This window comes from Xanthomonas translucens pv. undulosa, from assembly GCF_017301775.1.
Classification (GTDB): Bacteria; Pseudomonadota; Gammaproteobacteria; order Xanthomonadales; family Xanthomonadaceae; genus Xanthomonas_A; species Xanthomonas_A translucens.
The window spans coordinates 4,286,330-4,301,870 of sequence record NZ_CP063993.1 but is presented as its reverse complement, the minus strand read 5'-3'; the positions used below and the strand labels follow the sequence as shown (position 1 = coordinate 4,301,870).

The window sequence follows — 15,541 nt, the reverse complement described above, 5'->3', positions numbered from 1 at the left end:
AGAACGAGCGCGATGGATGCAAGCCGCTCATCCCTGCCCCTCGAGCTCGCCGAGCAAGGCCAGCAACTGCGCTTCGTCCCACACCGGAACGCCCAGCTCCTGCGCCTTGTCCAGCTTGGAACCGGCCTCGGCGCCAGCGACGACGACGCTGGTCTTCTTCGATACGCTGCCGGCGACCTTCGCGCCCAGCGCTTCCAGCCGCGCCTTGGCCGCGTCGCGGCTGAGCTGCTGCAAGGTCCCGGTCAGCACCATGGTCTGCCCGTCCAGCGGCGCGGCGCGGCGCGCGGCCTGCGCCGGCGCCGCATCGAGCAGGCGCCGCATCGCCGCATCGGCCTGGCGCAAGGCCTGCACGTTCGCGTCATCGGCCAGATAGGCGGCCAGGTTGGCCGCGCCCGCCGCCGACAGCCCGGCGCCGGTCCAGCCGCTTTCGTTGGCGCGCAGCAGCGCATCGAGCGTGCCGTAGGTCGCAGCCAACCGTTGCGCGCTCTTGCCGCCGAGCTTGTCCACCGGCAGCGTGGTCAGCAGGTGCGCCAGGCCGAGGCGTTCGCGCAGTTCCGCTGGCGGTGCGCCTTCGTCGGCGAAGCGGATGCCGGCCTTGACCAGCGCATCGACCACGGCCGCGTTGCCGGGTTGTTCGAAGAACGTGGCGATCGAGCGAGCGACCTCGCCGCCGATATCGGGCAGCGCCTGCAGCAGCACCGCCGGCGTGCTGCGCACGAAGTGCAGCGATCCCAGCCAGTGCGCGAGCGCCTTGGCGGTGGTCTCGCCCAGGTGCGGAATGCCGAGCGCGAACAGGAACCGCGGCAATGTGGTGGCACAGCTGGCGGCGATGCCGGCGACCAGGTTCTCCGCCCATTTCGTCGCCAGCTTGCCGCTCAGATCCATGGCCAGATGCGCGCGCAGGAAGTCGGCGCGCTTCCAGTCAGGGGATTCCTGCGCCAGCAGCACCTGCCCTTGCGCATCAAGCGTCATCGCGCCCTTGCTGTCGTTCACGGCCTGCACCAGATCGGCCGCGGTCGCCGCGTCCAGTGCCGCCTTCATCCGCACCAGGTCTTGCACGCTCAGCGCGTATAGATCGGCCAGCGACTGCACGAAACCGAACTCGACCAAGGCATCGGCCTGGCGGTCGCCCAGGCCTTCGATGTCCATGGCCCGGCGCGAGGCGAAGTGGCGCACGGCCTCCTTGCGCTGCGCGGCGCAGGCCAGCCCGCCGCTGCAGCGCCAGGCCACCGCGTCCTCTTCGCGCACGATGTGCGAACCGCACACCGGACACGCGGTCGGCATCGTCCACGGCACCGTGCCGGCGGGCCTTCGCTCCTCGATGACCCGCACCACCTCGGGAATCACATCGCCGGCGCGGCGCACGATCACGGTGTCGCCTTCGCGCACGTCCAGCCGCGCGATCTGGTCGGCGTTGTGCAAGGTTGCGTTGGTGACGGTGACGCCGGCGACCTGCACCGGCTCCAGCCGCGCCACCGGGGTGACCGCACCGGTGCGGCCGATCTGCACTTCGATCGCACGCAGCACGGTGGACTGCTCCTGCGCCGGGAACTTGTGCGCCAGCGCCCAGCGCGGCGCACGCGAGACGAAGCCCATGGCCGCCTGCTGGTCGTAATCATCAAGCTTGTAGACCACGCCGTCGATGTCGTACGGCAGCGTGTCGCGCCTGGCGCCGATCTGGCGAAAATACGCGATCAGGCCGTCGAAGCCGGTTGCCGTGGCGGCCTCGGTCGCCACCGGGAAGCCATAGCGGCGCAACAGCGCCAGGGTCTGCGAATGGGTCTCGGGCAGTTCAAGGCCACGCACCTCGCCGACCGAATAGGCGAAGAACGCCAGCGGCCGCCGCCGGGTGACCGCCGGATCGAGCTGGCGCAGCGAACCGGCAGCGCCGTTGCGCGGGTTGGCGAGCAGTTTCTCGTTGCGTTCCAGCGCCTTGGCGTTCCAGGCGGCGAAGGCGGCGCGCGGCATGTAGATCTCGCCGCGCACCTCGAGTACCGCCGGAAACGGCGTGCCCAGGTCGCGCAGCTTCAACGGCACCGAGCGCACCTGGCGCAGGTTGGCGGTGACGTCCTCGCCGGTGCTGCCGTCGCCGCGGGTGGCGCCCCGCACGAACACGCCCTCCTCGTAGCGCAGGCTGATCGCCAGGCCGTCCAGTTTCGGCTCGACCGAGAACACCGGCGCGGCCAGGTCCAGCGCGCGCTCGATGCGCCGCTCGAAATCGGCGACTTCGGCGAAGCGTTCGCGGTCGTCGGCAGCATCGGCCACACCCGGCGTCTCGAACGCATTGGCCAGCGACAGCATCGGGATCGCGTGGCGCACTTCCGGGAAACCGCCGTCGGGCCGCGCGCCGACGGTGCGGGTCGGCGAGTCGGCGCGCGCCAGCTGCGGGTGTTCGGCTTCCAGTGCTTCCAGTTCGCGCATCAGCGCGTCGTACTCGGCATCGGTGATCGTGGGATCGTCGTGCACGTAGTAGCGGTCGTTGGCGTCTTCGATGCGCTGGCGCAACGCCGCGACACGCTGCTGGAGATCGGATGGAGCGGTCATGCGCGGCAGCCAGAGTCCGGTGACGGAAAGGGGGCGATAGTAACTGGGTGCCTGGCTAGGGGAAATGTGGGGTGTCCGGCTTCGGGACCGGGGACCCGTAAAAGCGCAACGTCGCAATCGGAAGCTCTACCGACTTCCGTTCTTCGGGTCCCCGGTCCCGGCCCCCCTGTCCCAGCTTGCCCGAACGTTAAGAGAACATTAGCTTTGCCTTTCCCTGCTACAACGTTTTACCTGGAGAGTGCCGTGTCGCTACCTGTTTCGCGCCGTTCCTTCCTTTCCCTCGCCACCTCGGGGCTGGCGGTCGGCGCACTGGGCCTGGCGCCCGGCGCGGAGGCGGCAAAGCGCAAGGCGGCGGCCGTCACAGCGCCCGGGGTGGCGCCGGCCGCCGATCCGGTGTACCTGAATTTCAACGAATGCCCGCTGGGTCCGGCGCCGGCCGCGCTGGATGCGGCGCAGGCGATCCTGCAGCGCGCCGGACGCTACCTGTTCGAGCTGCAGCACGACCTGATCGCCCTGTTCGCCGGCGCGCAGCAACTGCCCAGCGACCACGTCGCGGTGTATCCCGGCTCCAGCGACCCGCTCAACCGCGCCGCACGCGCGTTCACCTCGGCCCGCGCCGGCGTGGTGGTGGCCGATCCGACCTTCGAGGCGGTGGCCGATGTCGCCGCCGCGCACGGCGCGCCGGTGCGGCGGGTGCCGCTGCGCGCCGATGGCGCGCACGACGTCAAGGCGATGGCGAGCGCTGATCCGAACGCCGGGCTGATCTATCTGTGCAACCCGAACAACCCCAGCGGCTCGGTCACCGCGCGCGCCGACATCGAATGGCTGCTGGCCAACAAGCCGGCTTCCAGCGTGCTGCTGGTCGACGAGGCTTATATCCACTACAGCGATCAGCCCTCGGTGATCGACCTGATCGGCCAACGCCAGGACCTGCTGGTGCTGCGCACCTTCTCCAAGCTGTACGGCATGGCCGGGCTGCGCCTGGGCCTGGCGGTGGCCTCGCCGGGGTTGCTGACCAAGCTGGCGGCGTTCGGCCAGAACCCGGTGGCAGTGACCGCGGTCGCCGCCGGCATCGCCAGCCTGAGCGACGTGCAACTGGTGCCGCTGCGGCGCGCGGAGAACGCGCGGATCCGCAACGAGACCATCGCCTGGCTGCAGAGCAAGGGCTACACGTGCCTGCCGTCGCAGGCCAACTGCTTCATGGTCGACGTCAAGCGCGACGGCAAGGCATTCGCCGAGGCGATGAGCAAGCAGGGCGTGATGATCGGCCGCAGCTGGCCGGTCTGGCCGAAGCTGGTACGCGTCACCGTCGGCAGCGAGGCGGAGATGCTGCGGTTTCGTGAGGCGTTCTTGAAAGCGCGCAAGTAGCGAGACTCGGGACTCGGGACTCGGGACTCGGGACTCGGGACTCGGGACTCGGGACTCGGGACTCGGGACTCGGGACTCGGGACTCGGGACTCGGGACTCGGGACTCGGGACTCGGGACTCGGGACTCGGGACTCGGGACGGCAGGATGATGTCCCGGGGTAAATCGATGTCAAGCGATTTGATGCAAAAAGGGCCGATTTTTTTAAAAAAAGCGGCTTCTTTTGCAGCTCCGGCGCAGCCGCTTTTTTTGTAGGAGGGGCTTCAGCCCCGACGCCTTACCGGTAACGCGTCGGGGCTGAAGCCCCTCCTACAGAAAAGCAGAAATGCGGCGAACTTGCGAAAATCCCGAGTCCCGAGTCCCGAGTCCCGAGTCCCGAGTCCCGAGTCCCGAGTCCAGAACCTACCAACGCGGCGCCTTCGTCAACGGCGGCGCCTGGTGCTGGCGGTCGTAGGCGCGCAGTTCGTCGCGGATGTGGGCGATGCGCTGGCGGCCGAGGGCGTTGCGGCTGTCGTCCAGGACCACGCCGTCCAGCAGTTCGCCCATGCGCTGCACGGTCGGCAGCATCTTTTCCCAGGCGTCGAGCGCGGTCAGCGGCGCCGGCAGGGTCAGGAAGAACGCGATCGCCGGGGTCTCCATCTCGCGGATGTGGGCCATGTCGAAGCTGCCCGGCTTCATGATGCTGGCCATGCTGAAGATCGGGCCGCGCTCCGGATGGCCTTCGATCAGGCGGTGGAACACGTTCATGTGGCCGAACACCAGGCCGGTCTTCTCCGCGGCGACGACGATGTCCTCGCCGCGCAGCACCTGCCCGGCGCGCGCGGCGACGTACAGCGACACGATCTTGTCGAAGTCCTGGCTCGGCCGCTTGCCGAGTTCGGCGGTGGCCGCTTCGGCGGCGGACAGGCCCAGTTCGGGTTGGCCGAGGGCGCCGTCCTGGTCGGGCGCGGCGAGCGCGTCGCCGTCGGCGGCAACCGCGGCATCGCCGAGCGAAGGCTCGCGCCGCGGCGCGGCCGGGTCGGCCGGTTCCACGCGCCGGCCCTGGGTCGGTTTCTTCGGGCGGCCGAACAGGAAGATCGCCGCGATCAGCAACAGACCGGCGGCGAGGATGCCGATGCGCAGCAGTACCATGTCGGACATTACGGGGGTTACTCCGGCAGGGGTGCGTAGGGGGAAGACAAGGTATTTAGCATGTCACGTCAGGCCGCGCCCGCCAAACGCGCGGCTTCCTCGAGGTCCACGCTGACCAGGCGGCTGACGCCCGGCTCGCGCATGGTGACGCCGCTGAGCTGGTGCGCCGCCTCCATCGTGGCCTTGTTGTGGCTGACGAACAGGAACTGCACTTTCTCGCTCATTTCCTTGACCATCGCCGCCAGGCGGCCAACGTTGGCTTCGTCCAGCGGCGCGTCGACCTCGTCGAGCAGGCAGAACGGCGCCGGGTTGAGCTGGAAGATCGCGAACACCAGCGCCACCGCGGTCATCGCCTTCTCGCCGCCGGACAGCAGCGAGATGCTGGACACGCGCTTGCCGGGCGGGCGCGCCATGATCGCCACGCCGGTGTCGAGCAGGTCTTCGCCGGTGAGTTCCAGATAGGCGTGGCCGCCGCCGAACAGGCGCGGATACAGCGCCTGCACGCCAGCATTGACCCGGTCGAAGGTGTCCTTGAACCGCCCGCGGGTCTCGCGGTCGATCTTGCGGATCGCATCCTCCAGGGTCTCCAGCGCGGTGTTCAGATCGACGTCCTGCGCTTCCAGATACTCGGCGCGCTGCGCGGCCTCGCCATATTCGCTGATCGCGGCCAGGTTGACCGGCTCCAGGCGGCGCATGCGTCCGTCGATCTGCTGCACCGCCTGCTCCCATTCGGCCGGATCGGCCTGTTCGGGCAGGCCGTTGATCACGTCTTCGAGCACGAAGCCGGCCTTGACCACGGCCGCCGACAGCTGCTCGGCGCTGAGCACCAGCGCCTGCTGGTCGAGGCGGCGCTGGGCGATGCGCTCGCGCTGCGCCAGGGCCTGTTCGTCGCGCTGCTGGCGGGTCTGTTCCAGGCCGCGCAATTCGTTGTCGATGCCGTCCAGCAGGGCACGCGCCTCGCCTAGCGCACGGTCGGTGCGCACGCGTTCGCTGAGTGCGGCCTGGTGCTCGGCTTCCAGCGCATGCACCGGCGAATCGCCTTCGCTCAGCTGCGCGCTGAGTTCGCCCAGGCGCGAATCCAGTTGCCCGCGCTGGTTGCCCATGCGCTCCAGCGCCTGGCTCAGCGAGGCGATCTGGGTGCGTTGCGATTCCAGGGTCAGGGCCAGCGCATGCGAGGCCTCGCGCACCCGGCGTGCGGCATCGCGGGCCAGGTCGCGCGCTTCGGTGAGCTGGCGGCGCTCGCTTTCCAGCGCGTGCCGTGTGCTTTCCAGGTCGCCCATGCTGGTGACCGCGTCTTCCAGCTTGGAACGCGCCTCGCGCGCCTGCTCGCGGCTGCTGTCCAGGGTTTCCAGCAGCTGCGCGATCTCCGTCTCGATGCGCGCGATGCGGGTGCGCGCGGCGTCCACCTTGCCCTGCTGGCTCTGCAACTGCCCGGCCAGTTCGGACACGCTGCGGTGCGCCTGGTACAGCTGGCGCTGCGCTTCCTCGCGCTGCTGCTCGGCGGCCAGCGACTGCTCGCGCAGGCGCGCCAGGCGCTGGTCCAGCTCGGCTTCGCGGTCCTGCAGCGCGTCGATCTGGCCGCGCAGCGCCTGGATCTCGCGTTCGCGCAGCAAGGCGCCCTGCTTGGCCGCGCCGGAGCGCGACACGCGCAGCCAGCCCTCGCCCAGGCGCGCGCCGTCGCGGGTGATGACCGAGTCGCACTCGCCCAGCTGTGGCAGCAAGGCGCGGGCGGCGGCGAGGTCCTCGGCCGCGTGCAGCCGCGACAGCAGGCGGCGGATCGCAATCGGGCCCTGCACCTTGGCGGCCAGCGAGGTCGGCGCGAAGTGGCCGGCCTCTTCGTCGCTGCTGACCAGCGCGATGCGGCCTTCGCCGAGTTCGCCCAGCGCATCGACGAGGGTCTCCGGCGCAGCGACCAGCACGCCTTCGATCAATTGCCCCAACGCGCCTTCGACCGCGTTTTCCCAGCCGTTTTCGACGCTGATGCGCTCGCCCACGCGCGCCGCCGAATCCAGCCCGCGCGCCTTCAACCAGGCCACCGCGGCGCCCTGCTCCTGGCCGAGCGCGGCCTGCTGCAGGGTTTCCAGCGACGACAGCCGGCCCCGCGCGGCCTGCGCCTGCTTGCGCACCTCGGCCAGCTCGGCCTGCGCGCCGCGCTGCTGTTCCTGCAGCGCGGTCAGCGCCTGCTTGCGGGTTTCGACCTGTTCGTTGAGCCCGTCCAGCGCGGCGCGCTGGGTCTCGTGCTGCAGCTCCACCTGTTCGAAGGCCGCGGCCAGCGCGTCCAGGTCCAGCCCGGCGCGCTCGGCGGCCAGCGCTTCGCGGCGGCGCTCGGCTTCCAACGATTGCCGGTCAAGGTAATCGACGCGGGTGCGCTCAACTTCGCCGGCGCGCGAGGCTTCGGCGGTGTAGCGCTGGTGGGTTTCCCAACGCTGCTGCCAGTCGGCCAGTCTGGCCTCGGCCTCGCGCAGCGCTTCCTGCTTGTAGTCGTTGTCTTCCTGTAATTGCTCCAGCTGCGGCCCGGCGATGTCCACCGACTCGCGCAACAGCGCCAGCTTGGCCTCGTCGCCGCTGATGTGCTGGCCGAGTTCGGCCAGCGCCAGCTGCGCTTCGTCGCGCGCCTTGTGCAGGCGCTGCGACAGGTCGCGCTGGTGCTGGATCTGCTGTTCGATGCGCGCCAGCGTACTGCCGACCTGGTAGACCTCGGCCTGGGCCTTGCTCAAGGCGTCGGCGGCTTCCTCGCGGCGCACGCGGCCGGTCTCGATCCGCGCTTCAGCGTCGCGCTGTTCGGCGATGAACTGCTGCAGGCGCGTCTCTTCCTGGCCCAGCGCCTCGCGCAGGCCTTGCAGGCGGCCGTCCAGGCCGCGGTATTCCAGCGCCTTCCACTGCGCATCCTTGACCCGGCGCTCTTCCTGCAGCGCCTGGTACTGCTCGGCCTGGCGCGCCTGGCGCTTGAGGTGCTCGAGCTGCTTGCCGATCTCCTCGCGCAGGTCGCCCAGGCGTTCCAGGTTCTCGCGGGTATGGCGGATGCGGGTCTCGGTCTCCTTGCGTCGCTCCTTGTACTTGGAGATGCCGGCGGCCTCTTCCAGGTACACGCGCAGGTCTTCCGGGCGCGCCTCGATGATCTGGCTGATCATGCCCTGCTCGATGATCGAGTAGCTGCGCGGGCCCAGGCCGGTACCCAGGAACAGGTCGGTGATGTCGCGACGCCGGCACTTGGTGCCGTTGAGGTAATAGCTGCTGCTGCCGTCGCGGCTGACCTGACGCTTGACCGAGATCTCGTTGAACGAGGCGTACTCGCCGGAAATGGTGTGGTCGGAGTTGTCGAAGATCAGCTCCACGGTGGCCTGCGACACCGGCTTGCGCGCCGAGGAGCCGGAGAAGATCACGTCGGTCAGCGAATCGCCGCGCAGGCGGCTGGCCGAGCTTTCGCCCATCACCCAGCGCACCGCGTCGATGATGTTCGACTTGCCGCAGCCGTTCGGACCGACGATGCCGGTCATGTTGGTCGGCAGGTGCAGCGTGGTCGGATCGACGAAGGACTTGAAGCCGGACAGCTTGATGGTCGACAGGCGCATGGGGCAGGCAATCCATGGCAGGCGCGGCCGGCATGCCGGCACACGCTGCCGCTAATGAATATCCAGGTGAAGTCCCGCTTCCAAGCCCTTGATACGACTACGATCGCCGGACAGGAAACAGGCACGAACCGATGAGTATAACGGCACCCAGCGGAGGCCGGGGCCGGAGGCCGCAAACGAAACGGGCACCTTGCGGTGCCCGTTTCGGTACAGCTGGAAACCGTGGATCAGGCTTCGGCTTCCACCACGACCTTGACCGTGGTCTCGACGTCGGCGTGCAGGCGCACCAGCACCTCGTACTCGCCGATGTTGCGGAACGCGCCTTCGCTCAGCACCACTTCGCCCTTTTCCAGCGGCAGGCCGGCGGCGGTGAACGCCTCGGCGATGTCGCGCGGGCCGACCGAGCCGTACAGCTTGCCTTCGGTGGACGCGTTGGCCTTGACCGTCACGCTGGCGCCTTCCAGCTTGGCCGCACGGGCCTCGGCGTCGGCGTGGATCGACTGCGCCTTGGCTTCGTAGTCGGCGCGCTTGGCCTCGAACTCGGCGATATTGGCGGCGGTGGCCGGCACGGCCTTGCCCTGCGGTACCAGGAAGTTGCGGCCATAGCCCGGCTTGACGTCGACCTTGTCGCCGAGGCCGCCCAGGTTGGTCACTTTCTGCAGAAGAATCAGTTGCATGGTGTTGCTCCGTTATTCGTTAGCGCCGGCTCGCGACCGACGCAACGCACGCTGTCCGAATAGGACGGGGATGGGATTGCCGGGAATCGGGAATGGAAAAATCCCGCCGATCAAATTAAATATCGTGGTTGTCCGTGTACGGGATCAGCGCCAGGAAACGCGAGCGCTTGACCGCCGTGGCCAGCTGACGCTGGTACTTGGACTTGGTGCCGGTCACGCGGCTCGGCACGATCTTGCCGTTCTCGGTGAGGTACTGGCGCAGGGTGTTGAGATCCTTGTAGTCGATCTCTTTGACGCCCTCGGCGGTGAACTTGCAGAACTTGCGGCGACGGAAGAACTTGGACATGGCAGTGCTCCTTAGGCGGCTTCGGCGGCGTCGCCGTCGGTTTCGGTGGCGGCGGCAGGCGCATCGCCTTCCTCGTCGTCGCGGCGACGGCGCTCGCTACGCTCGGGCTTGTCGCCCTTCTCGTCCTTGCTCTTCATGATCAGCGACTGCTCGGTGTCCGGGCCGTCGCGCTTGATCACCAGGTGGCGCAGCACGGCGTCGTTGAAGCGGAAGCTCTCGACCAGTTCGGCGAGGATGGCCTGGTCCACTTCGATGTTGAGCATGACGTAGTGCGCCTTCACCAGGTTCTGGATCGGGTACGCCAGCTGGCGGCGGCCCCAGTCTTCCAGGCGGTGGATGGTGCCGCTGCCGTTCTCGACCAGCGACTTGTAGCGCTCGATCATGGCCGGGACCTGCTCGCTCTGGTCCGGATGGACCAGGAACACGATTTCGTAATGACGACTCATGTGGTTATACCTTTCGGATGTGGCCCGAGGGCCGGACAGCCCCCCGCGAGGCCCGGGACGGGTGCGGTGGGGCAAGGAATCCCGCCACAACGGGCGCAGGAAGCCAGAAAGTATGGCAGCGCAGGGGCCGGGCCGCAAGTTGGGGGGCTTTATGCCCAGCAGGCAGGGGGACGCCTCCCACGGCAGACGCTGCGCGCGCCGTCGTCGCCGCCGCCGCGCCGACGCCGGTTTTGCGACACTGGCGGAGTGAACAGCACACTGCCCGCGCCCTCAGCCACCGAAGCTACGCCTGGTCCTGCACGCCTGCGTGCGCGGCCACCGGCCTTGCCCGCTGCCGCAGGCCGCGCCCCTGCGGCCCGGCCTGCGCGGGTGTGCCGCGCCGAACGCCGCGCTGCGCGCGCCTGGCCCTGCGGCACGTCATCCAGGCAAGCGCGTTGAACGCCCGCCCGCACACCGCCCCTGCCCTGCGCGTCGGCCAGCCGCTGCAGCTGGACCTGCCGCCGGCAGTCGCCACGGCCCTGCGTAGCGCACGCCGCTACCTGCTGGACGACGGCACGCCGCTGTACGCACTGGCCTTCGATGCCGAGCGCTTCCGGCTGCAGGCCTTCGCCGCGGCCGCGATCGCCTGCCCGGACAGCGTCGCGCGCAGCGTGCGCAAGCGCCAGGCGGAATTCCTGTTCGGGCGCCTGGCCGCGCGGCTGGCGCTGGGCGAGGCGCTGGGCCCGGCGCAGGCGCAGGCCGAGATCACGATCGACGCGACGCGCGCGCCACGCTGGCCAACCGGCAGCCTGGGCAGCATTTCCCATAGCGGCGGCTGCGCCGCGGCAGTGGCGCTGCCGGCCAGCCAGGGCCGCGGCATCGGCATCGACCTGGAACGGCTGCTCGCGCCCACCGCGCGCGAGGCGGTGCTGGGCGTGGCGATCGATACGACGGAAGCAAGCCTGCTGGCCGCCGCGGCCGATGCGCAATGGCCGCACGATGCATTGCTGACCGCGCTGTTCTCGGCCAAGGAAAGCCTGTTCAAGGCCGCGTTCGGCGCGGTCGGGCGTTATTTCGACTTCGCCGCGGCCCGGGTGTGTGCGGTCGACCTGGCGCAGCAGCGCCTGCGCCTGCGGCTCACCGAGACGCTATGCGCGCAGTTCGTCGAGGGCCAGCGCTGCGAGATCGGTTTCGCGCGCCTGGACCTGGATACGCAGCTGGTGCTGACCCACTACGCGTGGTGAGCGCGGCGCCGGCGCTCAGGACACGGCGGCGGCCGCATGCTCGGCGGCGGTGGTGAAGCTCTCGCCGCAGCCGCATTCGGCGGTGGCGTTGGGATTGCGGAAAATGAAGGTCTCGCCCAGGCCCTGCTTGGCGAAATCGATCTCGGTGCCGTCGACCAGCGGCAGGCTGGCGGCATCGACGTAGATGCGCACGCCGTCCTGCTCGAACACCGCATCGTCCGGGTGCGCTTCGCGCGCCAGGTCGGTGACATGGCCCCAACCCGAGCAACCGGTACGTTCGACCCCGAAGCGCAGGCCCAGCGCGCCCGGGGTCTGGGCGACGAAGCGCTGCACGCGCTCGAAGGCGACGGGAGTGAGGTGGATGGCCATGGCGAACGACTCCGGGAACAGCGAACGGTCATTATAGGGAGGAAGCGCGGCGGCGGATGCGCGCCACGCCTCGCAAGCGCCGCGGTTCAGCCAGTACACTTGCCCGTTCCATATCGAGTCGCTGCGGCGAGGATTCAAGTCATGACGGTGGTGAGCGTTGAGCATGCGCTGGCCGGGAAGATCCCGGCGGGCGGCGAAGTGACGGTACGCGGCTGGGTCCGCACCCGGCGCGATTCCAAGGCGGGTCTGTCCTTCGTCAACGTCAGCGACGGCTCCTGCTTCGCGCCGATCCAGGTGGTGGCGCCGGCCGAGCTGCCCAACTACGAGACGGACGTGAAGCGGCTGACCGCCGGCTGCGCGGTGATCGCGCGCGGGCGCCTGGTCGCCTCGCAGGGCCAGGGCCAGAGCTTCGAAATCCAGGCCGAGAGCATCGAGGTGGTCGGCTGGGTCGAGGACCCGGAGACCTACCCGATCCAGCCCAAGGCGCATTCGCTGGAATTCCTGCGCGAGGTCGCGCACCTTCGCCCGCGCACCAACCTGTTCGGCGCGGTCACCCGCATCCGCAACTGCCTGGCGCAGGCGGTGCACCGCTATTTCCACCACAATGGCTACAACTGGATCAGCACCCCGATCATCACCACCTCCGACGCCGAAGGCGCCGGGCAGATGTTCCGCGTGTCGACCCTGGACCTGGCCAACCTGCCGCGCGACGGCAAGGGCCAGGTCGATTTCGGCCGCGACTTCTTCGGCAAGGAAACCTTCCTGACCGTGTCCGGCCAGCTCAACGTGGAGGCCTACTGCCTGGCGCTGAGCAAGGTCTACACTTTCGGCCCGACCTTCCGCGCCGAGAACAGCCACACCACCCGCCACCTGGCCGAGTTCTGGATGATCGAGCCGGAGATCGCCTTCGCCGACCTGGCCGAGAACGCGCGAGTCGCCGAGGACTTCCTCAAGTACCTGTTCCGCGCGGTGCTCGAGGAGCGCGGCGACGACCTGGCGTTCATCGCCGAGCGCGTGGACAAGACCGCGATCAGCAAGCTGGAGACGTTCATCAACTCGCCGTTCGAGCGCATCGAATACGGCGACGCAATCGCGCTGCTGCAGAAGTCCGGGCACACGTTCGAGTTCCCGGTGGAATGGGGCCTGGACCTGCAGACCGAGCACGAGCGCTGGCTGACCGAGCAGCACGTCGGCCGCCCGGTGGTGGTGACCAACTACCCCGAGCACATCAAGGCCTTCTACATGCGCCTGAACGACGACGGCAAGACCGTCGCGGCGATGGACGTGCTGGCCCCGGGCATCGGCGAGATCATCGGCGGCGCCCAGCGCGAGGAGCGCCTGGACGTGCTGGACACACGCATGGTGCAGTTCGGCCTGGATCCGCAGCACTACGGCTGGTACCGCGACTTCCGCCGCTACGGCACGGTGCCGCACGCCGGCTTCGGCCTGGGCTTCGAGCGCCTGGTGGTCTACGTCTGCGGGCTGAGCAACATCCGCGATGCGATCCCCTACCCGCGCGCGCCGGGCAGCGCCGAGTTCTGAGGCATCCAGAGGACGCACCATGATCCTGTTCTTCGCGCTGTGCTTCGTCGGCGTGGCCATCGCCGGGTTCAGCGCGTTCCTGATCTTCTGGCCGCTGACCCTGGTGCATATCCGCGACCGGCATCCGCCGCTGGTGGCCGCGTTCGGCCCCGGCGCCTTCCTCAAGCCGGTGGCGCTGGGCTGGTTGCTGGCGCGGCGCTACCGCCCGCTCGGCGACCGCTTGCTGTCCGGGCTGGCGACGCCGGCCTGGCTGTCGCTGCTGACCATCTTCTTCGGCCTGGGCATGGCGGCCCTGCTCTGGCTGCTTTCCCTGGTGATTCCATGACTTTAGACGCACCCGCCGCAGACCGCTGGTACCTGGCCAGCCTTGGCCGCATCCTGGTGTGGGCGCGCCTGCGCGTGCGCGCGGCCGGTACCGCCGAGGTGCTGGACAGCGACGGCAACACGCTCAGCTACGACAGCGAGGACACCGCGCAGGCGGCGCTGTTCGACGCCGAGTTCGTCGCCTACGACGGCCTGGACGAGGACGATGCGCTGGCGCGCGGCTTCTCGCTGCATGAAGTGGCGCCGCCGCAGGCCGACGACGATGCGGCGCTGCGCGGGCGCATGACCCAGACCCTCGGCACGCGCACCTGAGCCGCCGATGCATATCACGCCAGCGTTCGCCGAAACCGACCTGGGCGCGCTCGACGCGCTGATCGCGCGCGATCCGTTCGCGACCCTGGCCACCGTCGGCGACGACGGCCTGCCCTGCGCCACCCCGCTGCCGGTGCTGTACCGCCGCGACGGCGCGAGCATCGTGATCGAGGGCCATTGGGCGCGTGCCAATCCGCAGGCGCGGCACTGCGGCCCGGCGCTGCTGATCGTGCATGGCCCGCATGCCTACGTGTCGCCGGGCTGGTATCCGGACAAGAAGGCGATGGCGCGGGTGCCGACCTGGAACTACGCCACCGCGCAGCTGCATGGCCGGTTGCAGGTCAGCGACGACGAAACGCTGCTGGCCGACCTGGTGGCGCGGCTCAGCGAACGCCACGAGCGCGCGCTCGGCAGCGACTGGCGCTTCGAGCCGCACGACAACGCGCAACGGCGCCAGTTGCGCGGCATCATCGGCTTCCGCTTCGAGCCGGAGCGGGTGGAACTGAAATTCAAGCTCAGCCAGAACCATCCGTGCGCCAACGTGGACGCGGTGCGCCAGGCGCTGCAGGCGCAGGCCGATCCCGGCGCGCAGGCGGTCGCCGCGCTGATGCGCGAGCGCCTGCCGCACGGCTGAGCGGCGCCGGTTCCGTCTCCCATGGCCCCCTTTTCGGGGGCAGGTGCCCCGAAGGGGCGGATGAGGGTACGGGCTCAGCCCCGTGCTCCCAACGCTGCGAGTCGCTTCGCGCCGGACCCTCACCCCAACCCCTCTCGCGAGGGGAGAGGGGCTTTTGCACGCGCCGCTCAGCCGCAGTTGCTGAGCAGCCGCTGCCGGTCGCTGTCCGCCCGTCCGGTGGTCGCCATTCCGCCGTCCAGCGGCGACAGCCCTTCGCGGATCGCATAGCGGGTCAATTGCGCGATGCCGTGCATGCCGAGCTTGAGCATGATGTGCTCGCGATGGGTGCCGATGGTCTTGACGCTGATGTGCAGCCGCGCGGCGATTTCCTTGGTGGACAGGCCTTCGGACAGCAACTGCACGATTTCGCGTTCGCGCGAGGTCAGCAGCGTATAGGCGGAAACGGCGTCGCCCTGCGGGCAGCGGTACTCGCTGACCAGCGATTGCGACAGGCCCGGGCTGATGTACAACTGATCGTTGCTGACCTGCTGGATTGCCCGCAGCAGTTCGTGGAAGGTGCTGTTGCGGGCCAGGTAGCCCTTGGCGCCGGCATCGATGACCGCGCGCACGTTGGCGGCGGCATCGGAGGCGGCGATGCAGATCGCCTTGCTCTGCGGGCTGCGCTGCAGCAGCCTGCGCGTGGCCTCGATCCCGTTCAGGCCCGGCAGCATCACGTCCATCAGCACGATGTCGGGCTGGCTCCTGGTCACCAGTTGCACGCATTCCAGTCCGTCGGCGGCATGGCCGACCACGTCGATGTCCGGCGTGTTGTTCAACAGGGCGACCATGCCCTCCAGCACGATGCTGCGGTCGGCGGCAATCACGATACGTGTTTTCATTCTCTATCCGTTGTCCTCGCCATGGATCTCCCTACGCTCCTCGCCGCCGCGCGAAAACACGCGTTCCCTGCGGCGCGACACGCCCCTTTTGAGCCGATGCGACAGCGTTACCTCACTTGCGCGGCACAATCAGCTTGTCACGCCGCGCAATCGCAGCCATCGGCCGCAGGCTGATAT

At 69.1% G+C, this 15,541-nt stretch carries 14 protein-coding genes; 6 read left to right on the top strand and 8 right to left on the bottom strand.

The window, feature by feature from the left end; genetic code table 11:
* Window positions 1–27: 27 nt before the first annotated feature.
* Entirely contained in the window at window positions 28–2,544 is a 2,517-nt protein-coding gene (ligA, locus tag ISN38_RS18350; protein WP_206711956.1) for an NAD-dependent DNA ligase LigA, read from the bottom strand.
* Window positions 2,545–2,787: 243 nt separating this feature from the next.
* On the opposite strand from ligA, the gene ISN38_RS18345 reads away from it, so the two are divergent.
* The gene (locus tag ISN38_RS18345; protein WP_108084890.1) at window positions 2,788–3,912 is read left to right on the top strand and encodes a pyridoxal phosphate-dependent aminotransferase; all 1,125 of its coding nucleotides are present in this window, start codon (window positions 2,788–2,790) and stop codon (window positions 3,910–3,912) included.
* Between the two features lie 400 nt (window positions 3,913–4,312).
* Here the strand turns inward: ISN38_RS18345 and zipA are convergent, their stop codons facing one another.
* From zipA to rpsF, 5 genes are all read right to left on the bottom strand, one after another.
* Window positions 4,313–5,050 carry a cell division protein ZipA gene (gene zipA, locus ISN38_RS18340; protein WP_058363902.1) on the bottom strand — a complete coding sequence of 246 codons (738 nt, stop codon included), beginning with the start codon at window positions 5,048–5,050 and terminating at the stop codon, window positions 4,313–4,315.
* A gap of 59 nt (window positions 5,051–5,109) precedes the next feature.
* Window positions 5,110–8,613: a chromosome segregation protein SMC gene (smc, locus tag ISN38_RS18335; RefSeq protein ID WP_206711955.1), complete on the bottom strand. Its 3,504-nt coding sequence runs from the start codon at window positions 8,611–8,613 to the stop codon at window positions 5,110–5,112.
* 227 nt (window positions 8,614–8,840) lie between these two features.
* On the bottom strand, window positions 8,841–9,290 hold the full coding sequence (gene rplI / locus ISN38_RS18330; protein WP_003473782.1) for a 50S ribosomal protein L9: 450 nt from the start codon (window positions 9,288–9,290) through the stop codon (window positions 8,841–8,843).
* A gap of 115 nt (window positions 9,291–9,405) precedes the next feature.
* Window positions 9,406–9,636 (bottom strand): 30S ribosomal protein S18, encoded by a 231-nt coding sequence (rpsR, locus tag ISN38_RS18325; protein WP_003473336.1) that lies wholly within the window; start codon window positions 9,634–9,636, stop codon window positions 9,406–9,408.
* Window positions 9,637–9,647: 11 nt separating this feature from the next.
* Window positions 9,648–10,082 carry a 30S ribosomal protein S6 gene (gene rpsF / locus ISN38_RS18320; RefSeq protein ID WP_003473337.1) on the bottom strand — a complete coding sequence of 145 codons (435 nt, stop codon included), beginning with the start codon at window positions 10,080–10,082 and terminating at the stop codon, window positions 9,648–9,650.
* Window positions 10,083–10,516: 434 nt separating this feature from the next.
* On the opposite strand from rpsF, the gene ISN38_RS18315 reads away from it, so the two are divergent.
* Window positions 10,517–11,305, top strand: coding sequence for a 4'-phosphopantetheinyl transferase family protein (locus tag ISN38_RS18315; RefSeq protein WP_058363415.1), 789 nt, complete (start codon window positions 10,517–10,519; stop codon window positions 11,303–11,305).
* 15 nt (window positions 11,306–11,320) lie between these two features.
* On the opposite strand, the gene ISN38_RS18310 is transcribed toward ISN38_RS18315, so the two are convergent.
* The gene (locus ISN38_RS18310; RefSeq protein WP_038239536.1) at window positions 11,321–11,674 is read right to left on the bottom strand and encodes a HesB/IscA family protein; all 354 of its coding nucleotides are present in this window, start codon (window positions 11,672–11,674) and stop codon (window positions 11,321–11,323) included.
* Between the two features lie 141 nt (window positions 11,675–11,815).
* Between ISN38_RS18310 and asnS the strand changes: the two genes are divergently transcribed.
* Genes asnS through ISN38_RS18290 form a run of 4 tightly spaced genes read left to right on the top strand, consistent with a single transcriptional unit; the run spans window position 11,816 to window position 14,486 of the window.
* Window positions 11,816–13,216 carry an asparagine--tRNA ligase gene (asnS, locus tag ISN38_RS18305; RefSeq protein WP_003472142.1) on the top strand — a complete coding sequence of 467 codons (1,401 nt, stop codon included), beginning with the start codon at window positions 11,816–11,818 and terminating at the stop codon, window positions 13,214–13,216.
* Between the two features lie 19 nt (window positions 13,217–13,235).
* Complete coding sequence (locus ISN38_RS18300) at window positions 13,236–13,541, top strand: hypothetical protein (protein ID WP_003472143.1); 306 nt, start codon at window positions 13,236–13,238, stop codon at window positions 13,539–13,541.
* Window positions 13,538–13,852, top strand: coding sequence for a hypothetical protein (locus ISN38_RS18295; RefSeq protein WP_003472144.1), 315 nt, complete (start codon window positions 13,538–13,540; stop codon window positions 13,850–13,852). The genes ISN38_RS18300 and ISN38_RS18295 overlap by 4 nt, the downstream gene beginning before the upstream one ends.
* Before the next feature lie 7 nt (window positions 13,853–13,859).
* Window positions 13,860–14,486, top strand: coding sequence for an FMN-binding negative transcriptional regulator (locus tag ISN38_RS18290; protein WP_003472145.1), 627 nt, complete (start codon window positions 13,860–13,862; stop codon window positions 14,484–14,486).
* A gap of 167 nt (window positions 14,487–14,653) precedes the next feature.
* Here ISN38_RS18290 and ISN38_RS18285 read toward each other — a convergent pair whose 3' ends face one another.
* The gene (locus ISN38_RS18285) at window positions 14,654–15,364 is read right to left on the bottom strand and encodes a response regulator (protein ID WP_003472146.1); all 711 of its coding nucleotides are present in this window, start codon (window positions 15,362–15,364) and stop codon (window positions 14,654–14,656) included.
* Window positions 15,365–15,541: the final 177 nt, after the last annotated feature.

What these genes read in the sequence shown, in the direction of transcription:
- ligA (WP_206711956.1), bottom strand. Translation starts at nt 2,544, where the DNA reads ATGACCGCTCCATCCGATCTCCAGCAGCGTGTCGCGGCGTTGCGCCAG.
- zipA (WP_058363902.1), bottom strand. Translation starts at nt 5,050, where the DNA reads ATGTCCGACATGGTACTGCTGCGCATCGGCATCCTCGCCGCCGGTCTG.
- smc (WP_206711955.1), bottom strand. Translation starts at nt 8,613, where the DNA reads ATGCGCCTGTCGACCATCAAGCTGTCCGGCTTCAAGTCCTTCGTCGAT.
- rplI (WP_003473782.1), bottom strand. Translation starts at nt 9,290, where the DNA reads ATGCAACTGATTCTTCTGCAGAAAGTGACCAACCTGGGCGGCCTCGGC.
- rpsR (WP_003473336.1), bottom strand. Translation starts at nt 9,636, where the DNA reads ATGTCCAAGTTCTTCCGTCGCCGCAAGTTCTGCAAGTTCACCGCCGAG.
- rpsF (WP_003473337.1), bottom strand. Translation starts at nt 10,082, where the DNA reads ATGAGTCGTCATTACGAAATCGTGTTCCTGGTCCATCCGGACCAGAGC.
- ISN38_RS18310 (WP_038239536.1), bottom strand. Translation starts at nt 11,674, where the DNA reads ATGGCCATCCACCTCACTCCCGTCGCCTTCGAGCGCGTGCAGCGCTTC.
- asnS (WP_003472142.1), top strand. Translation starts at nt 11,816, where the DNA reads ATGACGGTGGTGAGCGTTGAGCATGCGCTGGCCGGGAAGATCCCGGCG.
- ISN38_RS18300 (WP_003472143.1), top strand. Translation starts at nt 13,236, where the DNA reads ATGATCCTGTTCTTCGCGCTGTGCTTCGTCGGCGTGGCCATCGCCGGG.
- ISN38_RS18295 (WP_003472144.1), top strand. Translation starts at nt 13,538, where the DNA reads ATGACTTTAGACGCACCCGCCGCAGACCGCTGGTACCTGGCCAGCCTT.
- ISN38_RS18290 (WP_003472145.1), top strand. Translation starts at nt 13,860, where the DNA reads ATGCATATCACGCCAGCGTTCGCCGAAACCGACCTGGGCGCGCTCGAC.
- ISN38_RS18285 (WP_003472146.1), bottom strand. Translation starts at nt 15,364, where the DNA reads ATGAAAACACGTATCGTGATTGCCGCCGACCGCAGCATCGTGCTGGAG.